The 23,486-nt window shown below is 34.0% G+C and carries 22 protein-coding genes and 1 pseudogene; 10 read left to right on the top strand and 13 right to left on the bottom strand.

What is annotated here, in order from left to right; all coding sequences use genetic code 11:
• Positions 1-13: 13 nt before the first annotated feature.
• Positions 14-517, bottom strand: a complete 504-nt coding sequence (tpx, locus tag GWI59_RS01540) for a thiol peroxidase (protein WP_006537004.1) — start codon at positions 515-517, stop codon at positions 14-16.
• A gap of 274 nt (positions 518-791) precedes the next feature.
• On the opposite strand from tpx, the gene GWI59_RS01535 reads away from it, so the two are divergent.
• Positions 792-2,360: a peptide ABC transporter substrate-binding protein gene (locus tag GWI59_RS01535; protein ID WP_373273824.1), complete on the top strand. Its 1,569-nt coding sequence runs from the start codon at positions 792-794 to the stop codon at positions 2,358-2,360.
• A 613-nt stretch (positions 2,361-2,973) separates the two neighbouring features.
• Here GWI59_RS01535 and GWI59_RS01530 read toward each other — a convergent pair.
• Together GWI59_RS01530 and GWI59_RS01525 are read right to left on the bottom strand one after the other, a co-directional pair.
• On the bottom strand, positions 2,974-3,534 hold the full coding sequence (locus GWI59_RS01530) for an Ail/Lom family outer membrane beta-barrel protein (RefSeq protein ID WP_161723851.1): 561 nt from the start codon (positions 3,532-3,534) through the stop codon (positions 2,974-2,976).
• Positions 3,535-3,791: 257 nt separating this feature from the next.
• Positions 3,792-4,133 carry a DUF4377 domain-containing protein gene (locus GWI59_RS01525; RefSeq protein ID WP_072062525.1) on the bottom strand — a complete coding sequence of 114 codons (342 nt, stop codon included), beginning with the start codon at positions 4,131-4,133 and terminating at the stop codon, positions 3,792-3,794.
• A gap of 347 nt (positions 4,134-4,480) precedes the next feature.
• On the opposite strand from GWI59_RS01525, the gene zntB reads away from it, so the two are divergent.
• Positions 4,481-5,464, top strand: a complete 984-nt coding sequence (gene zntB, locus GWI59_RS01520) for a zinc transporter ZntB (protein WP_006536999.1) — start codon at positions 4,481-4,483, stop codon at positions 5,462-5,464.
• 307 nt (positions 5,465-5,771) lie between these two features.
• Here the strand turns inward: zntB and ttcA are convergent, their stop codons facing one another.
• Positions 5,772-6,695, bottom strand: a complete 924-nt coding sequence (ttcA, locus tag GWI59_RS01515) for a tRNA 2-thiocytidine(32) synthetase TtcA (protein ID WP_006536998.1) — start codon at positions 6,693-6,695, stop codon at positions 5,772-5,774.
• Positions 6,696-7,247: 552 nt separating this feature from the next.
• Complete coding sequence (leuE, locus tag GWI59_RS01510) at positions 7,248-7,889, bottom strand: leucine efflux protein LeuE (protein WP_161723849.1); 642 nt, start codon at positions 7,887-7,889, stop codon at positions 7,248-7,250.
• Positions 7,890-8,848: 959 nt separating this feature from the next.
• Here leuE and GWI59_RS01505 point away from each other — a divergent pair.
• The 4 genes from GWI59_RS01505 to GWI59_RS01490 all read left to right on the top strand — a co-directional run bounded on the left by GWI59_RS01505 (position 8,849) and on the right by GWI59_RS01490 (position 11,361).
• Complete coding sequence (locus tag GWI59_RS01505; protein ID WP_006536995.1) at positions 8,849-9,385, top strand: Ail/Lom family outer membrane beta-barrel protein; 537 nt, start codon at positions 8,849-8,851, stop codon at positions 9,383-9,385.
• 334 nt (positions 9,386-9,719) lie between these two features.
• Positions 9,720-10,259: an Ail/Lom family outer membrane beta-barrel protein gene (locus GWI59_RS01500; RefSeq protein ID WP_006536994.1), complete on the top strand. Its 540-nt coding sequence runs from the start codon at positions 9,720-9,722 to the stop codon at positions 10,257-10,259.
• Positions 10,260-10,452: 193 nt separating this feature from the next.
• Complete coding sequence (locus GWI59_RS01495; protein ID WP_109847593.1) at positions 10,453-10,908, top strand: GNAT family N-acetyltransferase; 456 nt, start codon at positions 10,453-10,455, stop codon at positions 10,906-10,908.
• A 171-nt stretch (positions 10,909-11,079) separates the two neighbouring features.
• Complete coding sequence (locus GWI59_RS01490; RefSeq protein ID WP_109847592.1) at positions 11,080-11,361, top strand: lipoprotein; 282 nt, start codon at positions 11,080-11,082, stop codon at positions 11,359-11,361.
• Positions 11,362-11,469: 108 nt separating this feature from the next.
• Here GWI59_RS01490 and GWI59_RS01485 read toward each other — a convergent pair whose 3' ends face one another.
• Together GWI59_RS01485 and cls are read right to left on the bottom strand one after the other, a co-directional pair.
• Positions 11,470-11,799: an HI1450 family dsDNA-mimic protein gene (locus GWI59_RS01485; protein WP_373273825.1), complete on the bottom strand. Its 330-nt coding sequence runs from the start codon at positions 11,797-11,799 to the stop codon at positions 11,470-11,472.
• Positions 11,800-11,908: 109 nt separating this feature from the next.
• Positions 11,909-13,369 (bottom strand): cardiolipin synthase, encoded by a 1,461-nt coding sequence (gene cls, locus GWI59_RS01480; protein ID WP_072062521.1) that lies wholly within the window; start codon positions 13,367-13,369, stop codon positions 11,909-11,911.
• Between the two features lie 305 nt (positions 13,370-13,674).
• Between cls and GWI59_RS01475 the strand changes: the two genes are divergently transcribed.
• Positions 13,675-13,857, top strand: a complete 183-nt coding sequence (locus GWI59_RS01475; protein ID WP_036913581.1) for a YciY family protein — start codon at positions 13,675-13,677, stop codon at positions 13,855-13,857.
• A gap of 112 nt (positions 13,858-13,969) precedes the next feature.
• A complete protein-coding gene (tonB, locus tag GWI59_RS01470; RefSeq protein ID WP_109847590.1) occupies positions 13,970-14,689 on the top strand; it encodes a TonB system transport protein TonB in 720 nt (239 codons plus the stop codon).
• Between the two features lie 130 nt (positions 14,690-14,819).
• Here the strand turns inward: tonB and yciA are convergent, their stop codons facing one another.
• Positions 14,820-15,251 (bottom strand): acyl-CoA thioester hydrolase YciA, encoded by a 432-nt coding sequence (gene yciA / locus GWI59_RS01465; protein ID WP_006536988.1) that lies wholly within the window; start codon positions 15,249-15,251, stop codon positions 14,820-14,822.
• Between the two features lie 292 nt (positions 15,252-15,543).
• A pseudogene (locus GWI59_RS01460) lies at positions 15,544-16,098 on the bottom strand (septation protein A); the annotation flags it as partial.
• Positions 16,099-16,394: 296 nt separating this feature from the next.
• Between GWI59_RS01460 and GWI59_RS01455 the strand changes: the two are divergent.
• Positions 16,395-18,215, top strand: coding sequence for a SulP family inorganic anion transporter (locus tag GWI59_RS01455; RefSeq protein ID WP_237584726.1), 1,821 nt, complete (start codon positions 16,395-16,397; stop codon positions 18,213-18,215).
• A gap of 120 nt (positions 18,216-18,335) precedes the next feature.
• Here GWI59_RS01455 and GWI59_RS01450 read toward each other — a convergent pair whose 3' ends face one another.
• Positions 18,336-19,109: a YciC family protein gene (locus GWI59_RS01450; protein WP_109400366.1), complete on the bottom strand. Its 774-nt coding sequence runs from the start codon at positions 19,107-19,109 to the stop codon at positions 18,336-18,338.
• A gap of 432 nt (positions 19,110-19,541) precedes the next feature.
• Here GWI59_RS01450 and ompW point away from each other — a divergent pair, with 432 nt between their 5' ends.
• Entirely contained in the window at positions 19,542-20,177 is a 636-nt protein-coding gene (gene ompW, locus GWI59_RS01445) for an outer membrane protein OmpW (RefSeq protein WP_006536979.1), read from the top strand.
• Positions 20,178-20,850: 673 nt separating this feature from the next.
• Here the strand turns inward: ompW and GWI59_RS01440 are convergent.
• The 3 genes from GWI59_RS01440 to trpB form a co-directional block, all read right to left on the bottom strand.
• Positions 20,851-21,165 (bottom strand): BON domain-containing protein, encoded by a 315-nt coding sequence (locus GWI59_RS01440; RefSeq protein WP_006536978.1) that lies wholly within the window; start codon positions 21,163-21,165, stop codon positions 20,851-20,853.
• Positions 21,166-21,441: 276 nt separating this feature from the next.
• Positions 21,442-22,248: a tryptophan synthase subunit alpha gene (gene trpA / locus GWI59_RS01435; protein ID WP_161723845.1), complete on the bottom strand. Its 807-nt coding sequence runs from the start codon at positions 22,246-22,248 to the stop codon at positions 21,442-21,444.
• Complete coding sequence (gene trpB / locus GWI59_RS01430) at positions 22,248-23,438, bottom strand: tryptophan synthase subunit beta (protein WP_006536976.1); 1,191 nt, start codon at positions 23,436-23,438, stop codon at positions 22,248-22,250. Before trpB ends, trpA begins: the two co-directional genes overlap by 1 nt.
• Positions 23,439-23,486 lie beyond the last annotated feature (48 nt).

Below are 23,486 nucleotides of genomic sequence, written 5' to 3'. Positions count from 1 at the left end.
TTTTTTATCAGTATTATTTCAGTGCTTTTAACGCATCATCATAATTCGGTTCAGTTGTAATTTCATCAACCAGTTGGGTGTAGATAACAGTGTTATTTTCATCTAAAACAATCACTGCTCGGCTTGTTAAGCCAGCTAATGGACCTGATGTAATTGCAACACCGTAGTTTTCTTTGAATTCAGTGCCTCGCATTGTAGATAATGTTACTACATTAGCTAAGCCTTCAGCACCGCAAAAACGTGCTTGAGCAAAAGGTAAATCAGCTGAAATACATAAAACAACAGTGTTATTTAATTCATTCGCAACTTTATTAAATTGGCGAACACTTGCAGCACAAACCCCCGTATCTACACTTGGGAAAATGTTTAAAACTTTACGTTTACCTGCAAAATTCGCTAAAGAAACATCATTAAGATCTTTACCAACAAGAGAGAAATCTGCAGCTTTTTGACCTACTGCTGGGAAATTACCCGCTAGTGTCACTGCATTTCCTTGTAAAGTAACTTGATGTGCCATTGTTGTTCTCCTTTATTAGTTGTCAGACTAACTGTTATTAATACTCATTATTAACGATAATTTTCGTTAATGCTTAACCATAATTAAAATTTGCCACTATTGGCATAGTCACCACTAAAAACATAAAAATTTATAAAATATTTGTAATCAGTGATTGTGCCTTTTTATCAGGCTCTTATAATTGTGCTGTTTATTCTCATACAGATTACAGGACGAAACAGACATGCGCAAAATATTCGTCATCTCATGTGCACTTGTCGTTCAAGGATCAATCATGTCGCAGGTAAATGCGGCAGTAGTCCCCGCAGGAACGATACTCGATAAAAAGCAAGAAGTTGTTCGACATTTAAAAGATGAGCCTGCATCACTTGATCCTATTAATGCAGTAGGATTAACAGAAGCTCAAGTGCAACGTGATTTATTTGAAGGGTTGACGATAGAAGATGAGCATGGACGTCCCATTCCGGGTGTTGCTCAAAGTTGGCGTACAGAAGATAATCGTGTATGGATCTTCACTTTACGTGATAATGCAAAATGGTCTAATGGCGAAAAAGTAACAGCAACAGATTTTGTTTATAGTTGGCAAAGGTTAGTTGACCCTAAGAATCTTTCACCTTTTGCATGGTATGCATCACTTGCATCTATTGAAAATGCACAAAAGATTATTGATGGAAAATTAAAACCAACATCATTAGGTGTAGAAGCGATAGATGAAAAAACACTAAAAGTGACATTAGAGAGACCTGTTTCCTATTTTCCAAGTTTGACGACTAATTTTTCACTATATCCAGTGCCTCGTCATAGTATTGAAAAATATGGTTCAGAATGGATTAAAGTTGGTAATTTAGTGGGTAATGGCGCCTTTGTATTAAAAGACAGAGTGATTAATGAAAAGATTGTATTAGCACCAAATCCTTATTATTGGGATCATAAAAATACAGTATTAACTAAAGTGACTTTTGTTCCTATTAATCATGAATCACATGCGACAAAACGTTATTTAGCAGGTGATATTGATATAACGGAATCATTCCCTAAAAATTTATATCATAAGTTAATGAAAGATATTCCTAATGAGGTTTATATCCCAGATCAATTAGGAACATATTATTATGCTTTTAATACCCAATCGGGGCCAACAAAAGATATTCGTGTACGTAAAGCGTTAGCGATGGCAATAGATAGAAAAATTATCACTGATAAGGTATTAGGTACAGGGGAAAAATCAGCAAACCGTTTTACACCTGATGTTACGGCGGGCTTCACCCCAGAACCCACAATTTATGATGAATACACTCAAGATGAATTAGATAGCCAAGCTAAGATCTTGTTAGCGGCTGCTGGATATGGCCCTCATAATCCATTAACACTCTCATTGCTATACAATAATTCAGAGAATCATCAGAAAATTGCTATTGCTGTTGCTTCTATGTGGAAGAAAAAGTTAGGGGTAAAAGTCCAATTACGTAACCAAGAATGGAAAACATATATTGATAGCCGAAATTCGGGTGATTTTGATGTTATAAGAGCATCTTGGGTTGGTGATTATAATGAACCTTCTACTTTTTTAAGTCTATTGAACTCTAAACATGCAGGTAATATTTCGAAATATCAAAATGAACAATATGATGAAATATTACTATTCGCAAGTATGACTATCGATTCAAATGAAAGAAATAATTTGTATAACCGAGCAGAGCAAATGATTGCTGAAGATGCGCCAATCGCGCCTATTTATCAATATACGAATGGACGCTTAATAAAACCATGGTTAAAAGGGTATCCCATTGAGAACCCAGAAGATGTTGCTTATAGTCATACGTTTTATATTCTTAAACATTAATTTAAAGACTAAATTAGAAGCTTAAAATTAAGCTAATATAAACATTTTAATTTAGTAATAAAGTCATTGAGCATAAATTATACCTCAAGATTAAAATTTATTTTGAGGTGTTTTTTTATTCTATTATCAATAGTAAAAATGAAAATATTTTAATTTATAAATTGATATATTGTTAGTCGATAAGCTAAGAAAATAAAAAAGTATAAAAAAGAACCCCTTTAAAAAGGGGCGTAGCAAAATAAAGCAGGATGATTTATTGTCTGGGTATAAATTATATTCTTTATGCTCTATTTGCACGTTTTTTATTGTGTCTAACTGTTACAGTGGTTAATAAAATATTTATAACAAAAAAATCCCTCTGTTATAAAAACAGAAGGAGACTCAAAAGGAATAAACATTGCAGAAAAGATGTTAATACATTTTTGCCACTTTGTTTTGACTAATTGTGCAATGTGTTCGATGTTAAATATTATATTTCATATTATTTATAGGTATAATCCCTTAAAGATGATAAAAAATGATAAACTTATTATTATATTTAAGTCATTTATAGATAAAGCTACCTCTTGGCTTCGATGCATTGTTAAATTAAATTATAGTTTATAAGGGCACTTTAAAAGCGATAACCTAAAGATAATTGTATACTATTTAATTCAATATGGCGTTTGTTTGCAGTGGTATCGGAATAAAGATAGCCAAAGTTAATTGCAACCTCTTTTATGGGGTTATAATCGATGCCTATTTGGCCAATAACACTTGTTGTATCCACTCTATGCGTGTCTGTGGTATTTATTTCAGGGTGAAATTTATCTTCTTGGTGTTTTAATTTATTGGGTCCCATTTGGGCATAAATAGAAAACTTAGGTGTTATTCTATAAGTAGGGCCGATTAATAGAGCGGTAGTTTTAGTTTTATATTGTTTTATTGATGGAGTGATAAAACGAGGATCTTTAAAGGATTCTTTATGGTTTGAATTTAAATAGAGTAGAGAAATTAATAAACCCCAAGCATTTCCTGTTTCATAACGATAATTGATTATAGGGCCTTTGGCGGTATCTCCTTTTAGTTTTCCATAAATATGGCCACTATAGACAGTATGTGATTCATTGTAGGCATATAATGTAGAAGAGTAAGGTAAAACTAAGATAATTAAAATAATTATTAATTTATTCATTATAGAGGTTCTATGTTGATGTAAAGAACTCTATTTTTAGTAAGTTTAAGCACGATTTCAATGTTAATTGATTGAAATTACTCTTAAAAAAAATTAGCAGACTTATCTTTAATACATAATAAAAATGAGATTACATAAATAGCTCATTAATAAGTTTATTAATTTGTAAATAAGCAACTATTAGAAGAATAATATCAATAGATGAATTACTCACAATAGCGAATATGGCCTATTGTGAGTTTGAGTTAAGTAAAAAATTACTTTTTATCGACAATTTCTACCAGTGTATATTTTACACTAGGTGCATCAGCTGGTGGATTAGGAATATCTGTAACATTTACTTTTAATGTGTATTCATTACCCGCTTTATATTCAAAACCTTCAATGTTTTGATAGAAAAGGGACCATTCGCCTGAAGGGAGTTCTTTCACCTTCATGCATTTCATTGGTGCAACACCGACACAATCATAAAGTTGTGAATCGACCAGAAGTGTTTTTGTTGTATCAGAAGTAGAGGCAGAATTAGCACTTTCAGTCGATGTTGCATCATTGCATCCGGCTAAAAGCAAAAATAAAGGAATAGCGAGAAATTTTTTCATATTGATGACCTTATTTTTAGGTTGCAATAAATGTATAAGATAATATTTAGTATACACTAGGGATCTAATTATTATAAATTACAGTAGATAAAATTTTTCTTATAAATAAAGTAAGTTACCTATAGATATTTCTAGTATTAATATACTAATGTAATTCTCCGAATTGGATTTAGTGTAATAATCCTAAAGTGGGAAATATAAATAGAAGTTTTAGATTAATTATACAAAAATAGTGTTGATATACAGTGAATTAGAAAAAAGTATAAAATAACATATTGAAAAATAATTAGATAAAGAGACGATTAATTAATCTATAGCGACTAAAGCAAGAGTATGGAGGAAACTAAGTGAAAACAATTAATGACTCTATTTTGCAAGATTCAGATGCAATTTATACCACACAACTTGATGGTCATGGTGGGGTAATAGAAATAACAGCAGATACAATTGCTACAAACAATAATCCTTATTGGATACATTTGGACTATCGTAAGCCACAAAGTGCGAAATGGATAGAAGAAACAGAATTACTTCCTCCTATTGCGAAAGATATATTACTTGCAGAGAATGTTAGACCAAAAGCACAACGCATTGGTGAAGGTGTCGTCATCAATTTGCAAACAATTAATAATAATCCTAATGATAGGCCTGATGAACTAGTCGCATTCAGAATTTATATTAACAGCCAAACAATTGTTTCGAGTCGTCATCGTCGAGTTAACTCGGTGGATTCTGTTATTCATACCTTAGAGTTAGGCAGTGGGCCGGAAAGTAGCGGTGACTGGCTTATAACTATGGCAGATGCTGTTACTGATGAAATAGGTGAATTTGTTGAAACTTTACATGATCAATTAATTGAACTCGAAGATATGATCCTCGACCAACAAATACCAGCAAGAGGTGAACTTGCATTATTAAGAAAACAATTGATTGTTTTACGGCGTTATATGGCCCCGCAACGAGATGTATTCTCAAGACTCTCCATTGAAAAATTACCCTGGATGAGTGATAGCGATCGGGTTACGATGTTAGAAATCTCAGAAAGACTTTCTCGACGTTTAGAGGATTTGGACAGTAGTATTTCTCGTACGGCAGTGATTGCTGATGAAATAACATCAATGATGGCTGATGCAATGAATCGACGTACTTATACTATGTCACTAATGGCGATGTTATTTTTACCAACAACTTTTCTAACAGGGCTATTTGGTGTCAATTTAGGCGGGATCCCTGGAAATGAACTTCCTTATGGTTTTGCCATTTTTTGTTTATCTCTCTTTGTTTTGATTGTGATTGTTACTTGGTGGTTAAAACGTAGCAGGTGGTTGTAAATTTTCAGAAAATTAATCGTAACTAAATGGATTTAAAAAAGAATTCTCTAACCCTGTTTGAGATATATCAATTTTTTAAAATAGAACATCTGGCATTATAACTCTCGCAGGTGAATACAACGTTGAGCGATGAACGTTGTGCTCCATAATTGTAGTTTTTCTCATATTGAGTTCTTAATACAGAATAATTGACCATTATTACACCGATGTTTATTAACATCGGTTTTTTTTTGCTTAAACTTATTATTGGCGATTATTTGGCCATAAAAATCCTAAGCCTTGAATACAAGGCTTAGGAGATAGTCGATTATTTCACTTCAACAATATCGAGTTTGTTTTGACTAAAGTCAGGACGTTCATCATCTTCGTCTTGGAACATCACTGGAACGGTTGGAATATCGTCTTTATCAAAAGCTAAGTCGCCACCATTAATGACTTCATCACCATGTTTGATATTCACAAAATCAAATAATTGAGTATCACATAAGTGTGATGGAACAATGTTTTGTGTTGCTCTAAACATGGTTTCGATACGACCAGGGTAACGTTTATCCCAATCTCTTAGCATCTCTTTAATAACTTGACGCTGAAGGTTAGGTTGTGAGCCACAAAGATTACATGGAATAATTGGAAATTGTTTAGCTTGTGCGAAACGCTCAATATCTTTTTCACGAGCATAAGCAAGAGGACGAATAACGATTTGTTTGCCATCGTCGCTCATTAATTTAGGTGGCATACCTTTAAGCTTGCCACCATAGAACATATTTAAAAATAATGTTTCTAAAATATCATCACGATGGTGGCCTAAAGCAATTTTAGTCGCACCAAGTTCTGTTGCTGTGCGATATAAAATACCACGACGTAAACGTGAGCATAAAGAGCAGGTTGTTTTACCTTCTGGAATAATATCTTTAACAATTCCATAGGTATTCTCTTCAACAATTTTATATTCCACACCAAGTTCATTTAAATACTCAGGTAAAATATGCTCAGGGAATCCGGGTTGTTTTTGGTCTAAATTGACTGCAATAAGTGAAAAATTAATTGGCGCACTTTTTTGCAGATTCATTAGGATAGAAAGTAGCGTGTAGCTATCTTTACCACCAGAAAGGCAGACCATGATTTTGTCGCCATCTTCAATCATATTAAAGTCAGCGATAGCTTGCCCAACATCACGGCGTAAGCGTTTTTGTAGTTTGTTGAAATTATACTGCTCTTTTGGGATGCTCATTTTTTACGGTTCTATATCGTTGCTGATTATTCTGTAACTTGCTAACCAAGGCTTTGTTCTTCGGTATCTTGGATACCTTAACAATATGATAAATCAATAAAATATTTTATAGATTCAAATAATAAGTTGTGTGAAAAACAAAGTTATTTATGGCAAGAATATGGATAAGTCGCCAATGATACCAGATGGTAGGGTAGTTTCGATATAGATAACTACAGTTAAGCGATTTCAAGGCGGTAAAAAGTAATAACCTTATACACGAAATAAGGCTATTACTTTTTGTATCACGCGACGATTATTGATAGATATAAACCTTAATAAGGCATCGTTAGTCGTTCACGTAAAATAGCATTTTTCTACGTTCAGCGGTCAATTGTGACAATTCATCATCAGAGAAAAAATTAAGACATTTTGAGGGCAACACTCAACATAAGCAGAGCCTTGTTCTCTATGATTACATAAATCACATTTAATGATATCAATTTGAAATTTCTGACCAAGCTCTAAATTATTTCGATTACCGTCTCTTTAATGGATATCTGTTACCAAAAATTATGATGATAATGTTGCTAATTTAGTTGCGAACCCCATAAAGAAAAGCCCGATAACACCATTACCTAATTTAGCGATATTTTTACGTGAGCCAAAGAAACGGGCAAGAGCTACACCACCAAATATTAGAAAAGAGAGATAGATAAAACTAAATGCTTCAAGCATGGAAGCGAGGATTAAATAAGATAATCCAGTATGTGCATAATTAAAATCGATAAATTGAACAAAAAATGAAATATAGAATAGAATCGCTTTAGGATTAGTCATACTTAATGTAAGTGCTTTTCTAAAAACGTGTTTCTGTACTGTTGTTGTTTGTTCTGAATGTACTTTTTTGGAGAAAAAAGTGGCATGGATAATTTTTATTCCTAAATAAAGGAGGTAAAAAGCACCTAAAAAACGAACAATAGTAAAGAGTATAGGAGAGGCTTTTATAACGGATGCGACACCGATAAAAGCGAGAAAAATCAAAATTGCATCACCTAAAAACACACCAAATGCAGCACGATACCCGTTACGAACACCGCCTGATGCGCTTGTTTTTAGCACATAGAGTGTATTAGGGCCAGGAACGAGGATAATAAAAAACATGCCTGCAAGGTATGTCCAGATATTGAGTACACCAAATTGTTCAAGCCACACGTTAACCCCCAATCCTACTTTCTCTGTATTACTTAATGAATTGCTATTATATAAAGAGAATCCGCATTATTTAAACGCCTATTTTCACTCAGATAGAAGATAAATGTTTGATGCTTACTGCTTTCTGTTTGAAACAGCACCCTGTTAATACTTCAATGGATTACACCCTGTTAATACTTCAATGGATTACACCCTGTTATGAGCATTTAAAAAGATCTACTTTTCTTCTGTAAAGAGAGTAGGTCTCTTAAGTTAACTAAATTATATTTAACTGTTTTTTATACAGTGTTTATGTCGAACAATGATGATAAGGGAAATGTAATGTTAAAAGTCATTGCTGAAGATTTTATTAAAACAGAAGCATTACTAGGGAAATTGTAGAGTCGAATAACAAACTGATTTCTCCTTGTAGAAAAGAATTTTTTAATTTATGCCAGCTAAGTTTTTGGTTAAAAATGCAACTTGCTAATAATATATGAAAGGAAAAGCCACTTATAGAGTGGTTTTTTTATACACATTAATATTAATAAGGTTATCTATCTTAGATACCAGATTAAAAATACACTTAAATATTAATCAATATCATATAGGTTAAGACAAATTAATTTTACTTAGTAAGTGTCTTTTATTTTACTGATTAGTAACCAATAGAATTTCAATCGAAGCTTTAATCATATTTAAATTGCGGCTGAAACTAATGATAAATTGAAATTACTTCTTTTTTAATAACGTTATGATCTTAATATTTGCTTAGTAATAGTGAAAAATAAGGTAAGTTTATTGTTAGAGCGGATGGTCTTTTAATTATCAATTTAATCATAAGAATTTCTTTATAAAAATTAATTAATAACGTATTATTTATAAATAAAACTTATTGAGTATTAAACTCAATTTGATAAGAAAGCTAAATTCTATTTTAGTTCCTTTTTCTATCTTTTGCTTTTATATAGAGAATAAAAATGAAACGTAATTTATTTCTGTCTACTTCGTTGTTAGCTATTTCTACACTTTCTTTTAATGTACAAGCCGCGTTAGATAATACTTTATCAGTGGGTTATGCTCAAAGCTCAATTAAATTGAATGATGATAAAATAGATGATAATCCTAAAGGGATTAACTTTAAGTATAATCATGAGTTTGATAATGATTTGGGAATTATTGGATCACTGACGTATACAAAATTAACCTATAATTATTATAGTCGTTGGGGAAAAATTGGTTCAAGTGAAATTGACTATGTTTCATTAACGGCTGGCCCTAGTTATCGTTTTAATGACTATTTTAGTGCATATGGTTTAATTGGTCTTGGTCACGCTAGTCAAGAAGATAAATATTATTATGCTAATGATACATACAGCAAAACATCCGTGGCTTATGGATTAGGTTTACAAATTAATCCAATTCCAAGCGTAGCAATAGATGCATCTTATGAGTATTCAAAATTTGATGATGCAAAATTTGGTACTTGGGTATTAGGTGTTGGTTATCGTTTCTAATTTCAAGTTAATAAATAATATTGTTAAAAGGTCACGTAACGTGGCCTTTTTATTTTTTATAAAATATAAATTAAATAATATTAAAATAAATCATTTTATTTAATTTTAAAATCTATTCGCCTTCATTTTTCAAATAAATATTTTATTTATTTACCTTTATTTGGATGGTTCTCTTTATTATTTTTCCATTAAAATTAAATTATTTATATAAGTTTTACTTTGATTTATTATTTTGAGTGGAAGCAGCGATTTATAGTGTTGAATTAATTGAAATTTAAACTATTTTTATTGCTGTTTCTTATTTTATTAACTAAAGATAATATTGAGATATATAATGAAAAATAAATTATTATTACCAATTACAGCAATTTTCTTATCAATAACGGCATTTAATGCATCTGCTACATTGAAAAACACATTGTCTATAGGCTATGCACAAAGTCAGATAAAAGTAGATGGCGAGAAGGTAGATGAAGATCCTAAAGGATTTAATATTAAGTATGATCGCAAGATAAATAATGATTTTGGTCTTATAGGTTCATTTGTTTATAATAATAAAAAATATAATTGCTATGATGATAATGATAAAAATGTAGGGCATATTGATGTAGATTATTATTTATTTTCGGCTGGACCAAGTTATCGTTTTAATGAATATATTAATGCGTATGGTTTAATCGGTACCAGTGTTTTTAATGCTAATTATAAAGCTCCCTCTGAAGAACAGCATGAAAACAAAGTATCTATAAGTTATGGATTAGGTTTACAAATCAACCCAATTCCAAATGTAGCCATCGATGCATCTTATGAATACTCAAAATTAGATGATATGAAATTTGGTACTTGGGTGTTAGGTGTTGGTTATCGTTTCTAATTTTAAGTTAATAAATAATATTTTTAATAGGTCACGTAATGTGGCCTTTTTATTAATATAAATGTTTATCGCTATATTTTAGATGTAACTTATCAAAATGCATTTAATATACACTAAATGTGTTTTTTTTATTCAGATTGCTTGACTGTTGATAAAGGATCTTTATGATGCCATATTTTATATAGAGGAAAATATGTTAACTGTAATAAAAGCAGAACCTTCGCACTATGATGAAATGATTGCGGTTTGGGAATCGTCAGTTAGGGCTACACATACATTTTTATCTGAAGATATCATCTTATCGCTTAAAAAAGATATTGTAGAACACTATTTTCCAATGCTTAATACATATGTTGCGATAGACAATAATAATATTATTCACGGGATTTTAGGCACAGCAGAAAATAAGTTAGAAATGCTATTTGTTGATGCAAATTCTAGAGGGCATGGTTGTGGAAAATTGCTTACAACTTTCGCGATAAATACACTGCATATTGATGAGCTAGATGTCAATGAGCAAAATCTTCAAGCGATTGGCTTTTATCTTTATATAGGATTTGAGCAAGTAGGGCGTTCAGAATTAGATGGGCAAGGCAATCCTTTTCCATTGCTACATTTAAGATTAAATAAAAATAAGTATAAATACTAAACAAAGAGATGTTAAAGATATAAAATAGGGAGAAAAGTAAAAACTCTCTTTATTTATCTTATGCAAGTAATAATTATCCACTTAAACTTGATTTATATCGTGATAACTTATCTACTTTAATGAAATAATTTTTTCATAATTAAATAAATCTAACACGATAGTGGAATAGTTATGAAAAAAACCTTAATTATTATTTTTTCTTTATTTTTATTATCCTCTTGCTCTGAATCACAAGAAAATAAAGTTATTGAATATTGTATGGATACATTAAATATTTATAGTAATGTGAGCAAAGATCAATGTTTGTGTTTTTATAATGAAGCAAGTAATAAATTTTCTTCAACTGAAATAGATAGAATGGTCAAATCACCGCCAATAAAACAAGAAAGTACACTGACAAGAGAAGGCACCATGTTTTTAACTATCGCACATTCATCTAAATGCTTCGAGTAACAGATATTATGTGTAATACCTAACAACAATGTGGCTGTTCCTCGCCCACATTAGGCGAGGGTTTACGGCGGATTTTGCTAAAAGATAAGCAAGTGAAGAGAAAAGAGATCATGATTTCCAAATAATATGGAACATAGGTTGTAGTGGATCACGACTAATTAGAACACGACCAAAAATATCATCAATATCAGAATCATCGTCTGGAGCGAGACCAATAATCACTTCGCTAAAACGGGCTGATGTGACAGGTAGGCCAACAATAAATTGCCAATCATTACCTAATGGAACTACTTCAGCAGCACCTCTTTCTTCAAATTGCAGGTTAAACAATAATTGGTCTGCAACATCTAAATTATCAGCTGCTTGGGCTAAAAATAGATCGTAAGCTTGTTCTAAAGCGTCATCTTCACTCATTAAAGTTGGTTCATTCATGGTAATGCCTGTCTATTATTTCAATCATTATTGCGTTAGTGGTATCGCATTTTTACTAATTTAGCACCGTTATATCTTATCAGTTCTTAGTAGTCTATTGATTATAACATTTCTGTTATAACAGAGGACTAAAGAAATAGCAGATGCGCTCTAATACACGATTTAAGAAGGGACGTTTTTCCCATTCATCCATGGTTAATTCTGTTGAGCGGGCAATATAATCATATTGCACAATGCTTAAATCACTTCCAAAACCTTCATCATCAATGACAACGGTAATTTCAAAGTTTAACCATAGACTACGCATATCAAGATTAACTGAACCTACCATGCTGAGTTGTCCATCAACCATCACACTTTTGGTATGTAATAAACCATCTTCAAATTGAAATATTTTTACACCGGCTTCTAGCATTTCTGTAAAGAAAGAACGGCTTGCCCAACGCACAAGGAAAGAGTCATTACTGCGAGGAATAATAATACTGACATTAACTCCTCGCATCGCAGCGGTTGAGATTGCATGAGCCAGATCATCGCTAGGTACAAAATAAGGTGTTGTGAGTACCAGTTCTTTTCTTGCAGAGTAAATCGCTGTAATAAGTGATTGCTGAATTAGCTCATCAGGAAATCCTGGGCCTGAGGCGATGATTTGTGTTGTATGACCACTTTCTTGTTCACAAGGCATAATATTGTCATCAGGAGGAGGAGGTAAATGGCGCTCACCCGTTTCCATTTCCCAGTCAAAAGCATAAATCATACCTAATGTTGTAGAAACAGGGCCTTCCATTCTTACCATAATATCAATCCATTGACCGACTCCGGAATCTTGCTTGAAATAACGAGGGTCAACCATATTCATACTTCCTGTATAGGAAATGTAATTGTCGATCAATACGATTTTTCGATGTTGACGCAAATCCATGCGGCGTAAGAAGAAACGGAATAAATTAACATGCAGTGATTCAACGAATTCAATACCTGCGGCTCTCATTACATCTGGGCCATTAGTACGGAAGAAATTCCAACTACCTGCGGAGTCAACCATGACTCTGCATTTTACACCGCGTTTAGCGGCTCTGATTAAGGCATCGGTGACTTCATCGACTAAACCACCTGATTGCCAAATATAGAAGACCATTTCAATGTTATCACGAGCGTTATTAATATCGCGTGTAATTGAATTTAGCGAATCTTCACAGGTAGTTAACAGTTCAATTTTGTTACCTTTAACGCCTCTAATACCCTGGCGTTTAGCGGTTAATTGGAAAAGAGGGGTTGCAATATCGCTCGTACTTGTAGCAAAGATATGTTTACATTTTCTCAAGTCTTCAAGCCACGCAACAACAGAAGGCCACATCTGTTTAGCATGTTCAACGCGTCGTTTTCCTAGGTGTAATTCACCAAAAGCAAAATACGCAATAACTCCGACTAATGGCAGAATATAGATGATTAATAACCATGTCATTGTTGATGTAACCGGTCGTCGGTGCATTAGGACACGAAATGTGACCCCTGCAATTAATAGCCAATAGAAGAAAAAGGTTAGCCAACTCAATACAGTATAAAATGTTGTCATAGTAGAGCTATTTTCCGTTGAAAATGAATTGCATGGATATGCTAAAGGCAATTTACTAAAAATAGTTCATTATTTTTGTTATTTGCCGAATGTTGTTATTAAATCAGGATTATTATCTCTGTCAAATCTCTTTCTTAAGAGATAAGTATTAAATAAGTAATAAGATACAACTCTTTATTCATTTTTTCTTTGTGAGAAATGCTTAAATGCTGGATGAAATTTAAGCAAAACATAAATCCCCCCTTGGATCACAAAATGAACGTCTTATAATAGTCCACTTATTCGAAAAAATAGGTGCTGATAGTATGAGACACAGTAGGACTGAAGTAGCTCGTTGGCGAATGATGAGACAAGCTATACGTAAACGACGCCGATGGCTAGAAGGGCAATCTCGCCGTAATTTCCGAATTTATAAGCTGCGTAAACTTGATACTTCTAGAAAACATAGAGCACTTTTATTTGTACAACACATAGAATGGAACTCATAATTTCACTTTTTAACAGTTAATATCAATCATTTTGCTAAACCTTATTGAATATGATTGCTATTTGCATTTAAACTAGGGGCATATTTTTTCTTTAGGTGAAATAAGATCAGTTATGCGTTGGAAGCTTTGGGTACTCATATCACTTTGTCTACATGCCTCACTTGTTGCGGCTGCGATGTTATATGTTGTAGAAGATAAGCTAGTTACACCTGAGCCTATCTCTATACAGATGTTGGCATTTGCAGCAGATGAGCCTGCAGGCGAACCAGAGCCTGTGGTTGAAGAAGTTACCCCGCCAGAACCTGAGCCGGTTGTTGAACCAGAACCAGAACCTGAGCCAGAACCTATTCCTGATGTAAAACCTGTTATCGAAAAACCAATAGAGAAAAAACCTGAACCGAAACCAAAGCCGAAACCAAAACCTGTGGACAAACCCAAACCGCCTGTTGAGCGACCACAACCTTTAGTTGTTAATAAAGGTAATGATCTCAAAAATCTTAACCCAACGGCAAAGCCAAGCGATAAAGGCGATGAAAAACCAGTTGCAGTGGCAAGCAGTGGTGAAGGCAGAGTACCAAATGCAGTACGCCAAGGTTTACCTGAATATCCTTCGCGAGCAAGAGCTGTGGGTATTGAAGGGGCTATAAAAGTTCGTTTTGATGTTGATGCTGATGGGCGAGTGGACAATGTAGAAATACTTTCTGCTGATCCAAAAAACGTGTTTGAACGTGAAGTAAAAAGAGCCATGCGCCAATGGCGTTATGAAAAAATCCCTTATAAAGGAAAAGTGGTTCTTATTGAGTTTAAAATGACAGGGATATCAGCAAGCTAATTTTTATAAAGTTAGCGGTTAAACAAAGCGATATTATTATTTAATACCAGATAAATAAAAGGCACTTTTAATAAGTGCCTTTTTTAGTATCTCAATTTTAATACTTTTCGTTATTTTGGGTAATGGCGTTTTATTCCATTGTGCTTGTTAACGTAAAGTGAGCTTTACCTTCAGGTAAACGGCGAGCTGAATTGTTCTCATCAACGGCAACGTAGGTAAACACTGCTTCTGTTGCGCGATAGCGTTGGCCGACAGGTTCTGTGGCAACTTTCTTAACCCAGACTTCAATATTAACCGTAATTGAAGAATTACCTGTTTTTAAGCAACGTGCATAGCAACAAACGACATCGCCAACAGCAACAGGTTTAAGAAAGGTAATGCCTGTTACGCTTACAGTAACGACACGACCTAACGCAATTTCTTTTGCTAAAATTGCACCACCGATGTCCATTTGAGACATTAACCATCCACCGAAAATATCACCATTGGCGTTAGTATCAGCAGGCATGGCAAGGGTACGTAAAACGAGCTCACCATTAGGCAAAGATTGTTGTTCAGTCATGAAAATAAAGTATCTGTAAATAATGTTGAAAACAAGGAGATATTTACTCGTCATACTTCAAGCTGTAGCGTTGTTGACTTCGTTCATTCGCATTAGTCACATACTGATGTATGCTCCTAGTGTTTCATTCACTTGTCGCCTAACTACACCTCGAATTATTTAGAGTACATATCCCCCAATAAAATAAAAATGATTATTCAGATTTTGAATGAGCATCATGTGATGTCGGTTTAGATGCTTGTTTTACCATATCATCTGATAATTTGTGTTCACTATCTTCTGCAGTTTCATCTTTAGTTTGTTCTTCTGGTAAACGGTTATTCCAGATATAAACCACACTAGCGATTGTAAAGATAAAGGTTAAAATAGTTAAGCCAAAGACTTTAAAATTAACCCAAGTCTCTTCTGCTAAAGAAAATGCCACATAAATATTACCAAGAGCACAAGCAAAAAAGAAAATCACCCATGCAATATTGAGTTTCTTCCAATTTGCGGGTGGCATAGCAAGTTCTTTGCCTAACATTCTTTCCATTAACGTTTTTGGCGTAAATAACTGCATACCAATTAAAACGATGGCAAAAATGGCATAAATCGCGGTTACTTTCCATTTAATAAAATCAGCAGAATGGAAGAAGATCGTTAATGAGCCAAAAATAGTCACCACGATGGCAGTAATGAGCGGCGCTTTCTCAACTTTATGGAAAATAAGCCATGTCAAACCGACTGAGATCCACGTCGCGATAATTAATGCACCTGAAGCATAGAAAATATCTTGCCATTTATAAAAGATAAAAAACACTAATAGTGGAGCAAAATCAAGTAATTGCTTAAGCCAGCCATTTTTCATAACAGATAGGAACCTATGGTTATTAAATTCATAAACTTCGCTATTCTAATGCAAAGCGACAGAAAATGGGTAAACAATTGCATATCTTTAACGACAGAGAGTTAATTTATACAAAAAACGCTATTTTTATCTGAAATAACCCAATGAAAAATCAACGTAATTGTGTTTATGTAAAATTAAAACTCAAGCTTGAGTTATGAAAGAGGATTTAAATATAACTCTAGTATATGATTTAGTTACTCATCATTATCATCCGCCACTTTTTGATGAATGTATATTCTGATAAGAGGAAATCAATGAACGGAAAAAGAATAATAAAATGGATGCCAGGATTAGGCTTATTATTTAACTATAAGCGTGAATATTTTGGCTATGACTTAAAAGCAGGGCTTTCGGTTGCTGCCGTCGCGCTACCTGTTGCTATTGCTTATACTGAATTATTAGGCATTAATGCTATTGTTGGATTGTATGCCTGTATTTTCCCCATGATTATTTATGCATTATTTGGTACTTCTCGCCAATTAATTACGGGACCAGATGCAGCAACGTGTGCCGTTATTGCGGCAGTCGTTATTCCATTATCTGCTGGTGATGAAAATACACGATGGCAACTTGCCATTATTATGACTGCAATGACGGGGTTTTGGTGTATTTTAGCTAGCCATTTCCGATTGGGGGCATTCACTGACTTTTTGTCTCGTCCTATTCTTCAAGGGTTATTAAATGGTGTGGCTATCACCATTATGGTCGGGCAAATTAGTAAAGTATTTGGTTTTGACACTTCTCCAGAACACCTAATTGAAAAACTTATTGAAGTTCCATTTCGATTAATGGATGCGCATTTACCTACGGTATTGATGTCAGTGGTAACACTCGCTTTATTATTAGGTATTCGTTATTTTCGTAGCCGATGGCCAGCACCACTAATTGCTATGGTTGTAATGACTTATCTTAGCTGGCAATTTGATTTAGCAAGTTATGGTATTGCTATTGTGAATAAAGAAGCAGGAAATGTTGATCTATTTCTGCCAGTCGTGTCGATGAGTGGATTTCACCCTAGTGTATTACGAGAGTTATTGGTTCCATCTATAAACTTGGCTGTCATTAGCTTTGTGAGTTTTATGATGACAGCTCGCAGTTTTGCCAGTAAAAATGGTTATGATGTCGATGCAGATCAAGAATTAAAAGCATTAGGTATTGCCAATATTGCGGCTGCACTTTCACAAGGATTTGCTGTAAGTGCAGCAAGTAGTCGTACCGCAGTCAATGATTCTGTCGGTGGTAAAACGCAATTAGTTTCTATTATCGCAGCACTGGTTATTCTACTGGTGTTATTATTTATGACAGATTTCCTCGCCTATATTCCATTATCTTCACTTGGAATTGTGTTGATCGTCTCTTCATGGTCACTGCTGAGTATTCGTCATATTTGGTCTTATCGTAAACGTAATAAACAAGCATTTACATTGGCATCATTCACCTTGTTAGCAGTGTTATTAGCAGGGGTGATTAATGGTATAGGCTTTGCGGTCTTATTAGGCTTATTACAATTTTTACGTATTGTTTTTCGACCAAGCGATCAGCTATTGGGTATCGATGAGCAAGGAATGGTTCACTCAATGAATAAGGATAATGGTATTGAACCTATCGATGGCTTAATGATGTACCGTTTTAATTCACCACTGACTTATTTTAATGTGGGTTATTTTAAAAAACGGGTACTTCAACTTGTTGATAGTGCGCCTCAACGTCCAGCTTGGTTAGCGGTAGATGCGGCTGTAAGCTTTACTTATGATGATGTCAGTGTATTTGCCGCTATTGATGAACTAATACGAGAGTTGCGAATAAAAGGCGTTAAATTGGTTTTGGCAGGACGGAGAACAGAGTTAAATCGCTGGATTGAACGTAACAGAATTTCGCTCAATGAAGATGACTTGATTATTGCTCCTGATCTCTATTTTGTGATCAGACTTTATCAAAGCAGACAACAGATCAAAGAAAAACAGAAAGAAGCAAGAAAAGAAGCGTTAAAGCAAGAAGCTGAAAGCCAAGAAGCAGGGAGTAATAAAACATCGATATCAGAAGTATCAAGAGAGAGTCAGACTTCAACACCTTAAGCATTCCAGCTATGTTTATGAGTGGTAATAAATAAACAGTAAAATCCCGTGATAAGTCGTTAGCTTATACACGGGATTTTTTTATCGATAAATTTTATGGGTAGTTATGTTTTGAATAAATTAGCGCATTTGTTGCGTTGTGTATTTGTTTTCAACCAACATAAATAAACGAAATAGGTAAATAATCATCCACGCTGAAGCCATATTTTTCAGAAGATAGAATAAGAAATTATGGATAAGATCAGGTAGTTGAATAGTTAGATTACTCACAAAACCAATGCCAAATTGCAATAAGATCCAAATACCTAAAGCAGGAATAAGTGAGCCAGATTCACTAAAGCCAATTTTCCAGCCTAAACGAATTGCACTACCCATATTTTGTTGGCGCACTAAAACAACGGGGGCTAATGCAAAACCAATAAGCAAAATGATGCCAGGAATAATCATCACCATAAAACCTGCGCTAATTAAAATAGAGCACAGAACAATTAATAAAAACATTTTTGGTAAGCGAGGTAAGCACGCGTTAAATGTTTGCCCAAGAGTAACATTGTGACCCGCAGAGATTGCCATAGCGAACATCAATAAGGTGAGAACCAAGATGCTTTGCTGTAATGTTTCAAATGCATACAGTGATAACACTTTTTTGGCAATACCCACGACACTGTTTGACATTGCTTCTAACTCCGCAGGAGAAGCAGAGGAAAGCTGTGTATTTTTAAAATTAGCCACAAATTCAATCATCACTTGGTATTCTTGAGGATTAGGGCCAATTAAGACATGAATTATCGCTAAAATAACAGCAAGGATAGCGGAAAGTGTAACAATGCTACGTCGTTCATTCTTATAAAAATTCAGACTGTCTCGGTAGATTGTGCGTGCCGTGGTAGGCATGAAACTGCTCCTATAAAAAATAGACTGTGTCAATGCGCGCTATTGTACCTTCTACAACAACAAAATGGGATATTTTCTCTTACTTCTCTTATTTGGTTTTTTTCTTGTTATCAGTAATTAGAATATACTTATTATTTAAAATAAATAAAACATTATTTTAACATAAAAGTAACCTTATTTTTAATTACATTTTTCAGGATATTTTTATTCAAAAATTATTAATAAAAATAAATTTAATTATAAGAAAAAATTGTATTAATCGGTAATTTGATGCAGATCAATTATAAATAATCGCATTGATAAATAATAATAAGAGAAATAACACTTTCTGCAAAAATAATTCCAAAGTTGTGATCGGTATTAGATCATAATTATCAATAAATGGTTATATTTTTAGCGGAAATTTTACTTATTACAGGAATGGGTTAAATAATGAAAAAACTTTCTGCGCTTATTTTAGCGGCTGCAACTCTTGCGCCTTCTATTTCTTTTGCTCACCAAGCAGGTGATTTCTTATTCCGTGCAGGTACTGCAACTGTTCGTCCTAATGCAGGTTCTGATAATGTATTAGGTATTGGGCATTTTGAAGCTAATAATAATACCCAATTAGGTTTAACCTTTGGGTATATGATCACTGATAATATTGGTGTTGAGCTATTAGCAGCTACTCCTTTTGAGCACAAAGTATCATTAACAAACTTTGGTGAAATTGCGACAGTTAAACATTTACCACCAACATTAATGGCACAATATTACTTTGGTAATGGTGAAGATAAATTACGTCCTTATCTAGGTGCAGGTCTTAACTTTACCACTTTCTTTGATGAAAAATTCAATTCAGCGGGTAAAGGTGCTGGTTTATCTGACTTAGATCTTAAAGATTCATGGGGCTTTGCTGCACAAGCGGGTTTAGATTATAACCTCGATAAAAACTGGATGCTGAATGCGTCTGTTTGGTGGATGAATATCGAAACGGATGTTAAATTTAAAGCAGGTGAAGATAGACAATCAATCAGCACACGTTTAGACCCATTTGTCTTTATGTTTGGTGTGGGCTACCGTTTCTAATTATTCTTTCTTTAAAAGAATATCTTATAATGAAAAAGCGAAGTTTATCTTCGCTTTTTTTATCTTTTAAATTTGAACCAAGCCTTTCACTTTTAGATTATATAAATTCTCTCTTTTATTGTTGAATACATCATTTATGAGTAATTAAAAATAGAGATAAAACAAAAGATGCATTTTAAATATAATATTTAATATTTAAACATTAATAAAAATGCATCTTATATATATCTTTTATTTTTACCTTCTTAATAAGATAAAACAGTGTATTTTTATTTATTAAAAACCAATGGTCTTTTTATAAATAAAATAGGGTAATATATAGATTCATTTTAAATGCAACTTTATTTTATTTTAGTGGAAGTGCTTTGTGTATCAAGAGATAGAAAGAAATAAAAAAAGAATAAAAGAGGGTTAAGAGAAGCAATATTCATAAAAATAAGAAGGTTGGTTTTTAATCATTAAATGATTAATTATTCTTTTTAATTGTTCTCTTTACAAACATTTTTTCAAGTCGAAGTGAAAACACCCTTTTTTAATCTATTTGCGTTTTTTATAAAAATTGATCTGCTTTATGATAAAAGCTAATACTGATAATGGTGTACTTGACAAAAAAAGACCACCGAAAAGGTGGTCTGAAAAGTAAGGCTAAAGGAAGACTAGAATAAAGAAAGGATCAGCGAATCACCATTGAGTTGATAACACCTTTTACGCCAGTTACTTTACGGGTTGTTTCAATGGCACGATTAGCATCCGCTTGAGAAGAGACAAAACCACTTAATTGAACTTTACCTTTAAAAGTCTCAACGCTAATTTGTGTTGAGTTAAGATTTTTTTCACCAATTAGTGCTGTTTTAACTTTGGTAGTGATCACGGAGTCATCAAAATAACCCCCAGTACCTTCTGATGTTGCAGTTGGAGAACATGCAGACAACGTAAATGCCATCAGTAGTGCCGCCATAACAGCGGAGATTTTTGCCCATAGTTTCATTATCAAACTCCTTATACATTGCGTAATTAATTGAGTATCTTTGAAAAGAAAATATAAAGCGCTTTATAAAGTATGTGCAAAAAATAAAATTTTGCCAAATTTTTATAGGTATTGATTATGTTACTTTAAATGGAGAAAAAAGAGGGATTGCGCCATTTCATGCGGAATAAGCACCAATACGGGCCTTCAAAAGCGTGAGTCAATTAATAATGAATTAAGAGTAATCCGCTTAGAAAAATAGCAAACTATTCTCCTAAAGCGGATTGATTATGATAGTTAAGAGAGTGTAGCTGCTTTCATTTCTTGGACAAATTGAGTAAGCGCTTTAAGCATCACTTCAGGTTGATGAAGATTTTTCTCAATAATTTGTACAACGGCTGATCCTGAAATAGCACCCGCTGCACCATTTGCAATCGCCTCTTTCACTTGTTTTGGCTCTGAAATGCCAAATCCTTGTAATGCTGGGGGCGCATTATAGGTTTTTAGCTTGTCAGTAAGATGTGTTAGTGATTGTTCTGCGCGTTTATCTGTGCCAGTTACACCTGCTCTTGATAGTAAATAGGTATAACCTTTACCTGACGCTGCTAACTCTTGTAAAAGCTCATCATCAGCATTAGGCGGGCAAATAAAGATTGGAGCGATATTCGCTCGCTTTGCTGCCTCTCGGAACGCTTTTGATTCACGTAAGGGCACATCACCAATTAAGACAGAATCGACACCAGCTTGTTGGCATTTACCATAAAAATTATCAATCCCATTACTAAAAACAAGATTGGCATAAACTAATAGACCAATAGGAATATTAGGATGTTTTTTACGTACATTAGCTAAAAGTGCAAAACAATCAGTGGGAGTTACGCCAACATTGAGGGCACGTAAATTAGCACCTTGAATAGTAGGACCATCTGCAAGAGGATCGGAAAATGGAATACCAATCTCTAAAGCATCTGCGCCACCTTCAATTAATGCATCAATAATTTGTAATGACAGTTCAGGAGAAGGATCACCTAATGTGACAAAAGGAACGAATGCGCCTTGCTGTTGTTGTGCTAATGCCTCAAAGCATACTTGATAACGGCTCATTAGATTTCTCCTCTTGCTGCTAAAATATCGTTTACAGTAAAAATATCTTTATCACCACGGCCTGATAAGTTCACAATTAATAACTGTTCTTTGTCAGGATTTTGTGCAATTAATTTCAGTGCATAAGCCAATGCATGAGAAGATTCTAAAGCTGGAATAATTCCTTCTCGGCGAGAAAGTGCTTTAAAGGCTTCTATGGCTTCGTCATCGGTAACAGAAACATAATCAGCACGACCAATGCTGTTTAAATGTGCGTGTTGTGGTCCAACTGATGGGAAATCAAGACCCGCTGAAATTGAATATGACTCTTCAATTTGTCCTTCATCAGTCTGCATAATTGGGGATTTCATCCCAAAATAGATCCCTAATTTTCCATGTTTCAGAGGTGCGCCATGTTCACCTGTTTCAATGCCTTTACCCGCAGGTTCAACGCCAATGAGTTGCACAGGTGTTTCTGGAATAAAGGAAGCAAATAAACCGATAGCGTTAGAACCACCACCAATACAAGCAATAACAGCATCAGGTAGACGACCTTCACGCTCTAAGATTTGTGCTTTGGCTTCATCACCAATCATACGTTGAAACTCACGGACAATAGTTGGATAGGGATGAGGGCCTGCTGCTGTTCCTAATAAGTAATGCGCGCGATCGTAACAGCCAGACCAGTCGCGCAACGCCTCATTACAGGCATCTTTTAAGGTAGATGAACCACTATGAACGGGAATAACTTCAGCACCCATTAAACGCATACGAAAGACGTTAGGTGATTGACGTTCGACGTCTTTTGCACCCATATAAATACGACACTTCATATTAAGCAGTGCACAGGCCAAAGCCGTTGCAACACCATGTTGACCTGCCCCCGTTTCTGCAATAATTTCGGTTTTACCCATACGTTTTGCTAATAAGGCTTGGCCTAATACTTGGTTAGTTTTATGAGCGCCGCCATGCAGTAAATCCTCACGTTTTAGATATAAACGAGTCCGCGTGCCTTCTGTTAAATTACGGCAAAGAGTTAATGCTGTTGGTCTACCTGCATAATTTTTTAATAAATCTTGGAATTCTTGCTGAAAAGAGGGATCGTTTTGTGCATCAATAAAAGCTTGTTCGAGTTGATCCAACGCAGGAATTAAGATTTCAGGTACATATTGGCCACCAAATTCGCCAAAGTAGGGGTTAAGTTTTCTCATTGTGATGTCATCCTGTTTAAAATTTTATCTTTGTGAAATTTAGTTTTG

The organism is Proteus sp. G2673 (assembly GCF_009915125.1).
GTDB lineage: Bacteria > Pseudomonadota > Gammaproteobacteria > Enterobacterales > Enterobacteriaceae > Proteus > Proteus penneri.
This window is presented reverse-complemented; position numbering and strand designations above follow the sequence as displayed.